This is a genomic window from Ferrovum myxofaciens (assembly GCF_000735045.1).
Taxonomy (GTDB): domain Bacteria; phylum Pseudomonadota; class Gammaproteobacteria; order Burkholderiales; family Ferrovaceae; genus Ferrovum; species Ferrovum myxofaciens.
Genome location: NZ_JPOQ01000557.1, coordinates 1 through 341, shown reverse-complemented (window position 1 = coordinate 341; position 341 = coordinate 1). Strand labels below are relative to the sequence as shown.

The 341-nt window shown below is 53.4% G+C and carries 1 pseudogene; it reads right to left on the bottom strand.

The window, feature by feature from the left end:
• Positions 1-325, bottom strand: a pseudogene (locus tag IV91_RS0115085) (transposase); the annotation flags it as partial.
• Positions 326-341 lie beyond the last annotated feature (16 nt).

The window sequence follows — 341 nt, the reverse complement described above, 5'->3', positions numbered from 1 at the left end:
TCAACTTGCCGCCAGCACTTTCAGCCTTGCGACGCAATTGTTCGACGAACATTCCGGGTGCTCTGACTTTCACGCTCTTGCCATAATTCTTCTGGAAGGCGATATAAGACAGGGTTTCGGACTGGATGACATTTCCCAGTCCGAGAATCTGGTTTGCAAGCTCGCCGTGGGCGCGTTTGCGCTCAGCCGCCAGCTTGCGTTCTACTTCCGCATATTCGGTGCGGATTGCCGTGTAACGTTTCGATGGTGTGAACTTCTGGCCTTTTTTCCATGTGCCGTTCGCGTTAAAACAATGAGGGTTCGTGGCTCGCTTAGACCTGTCCATGGCACGTTGCAAGCGG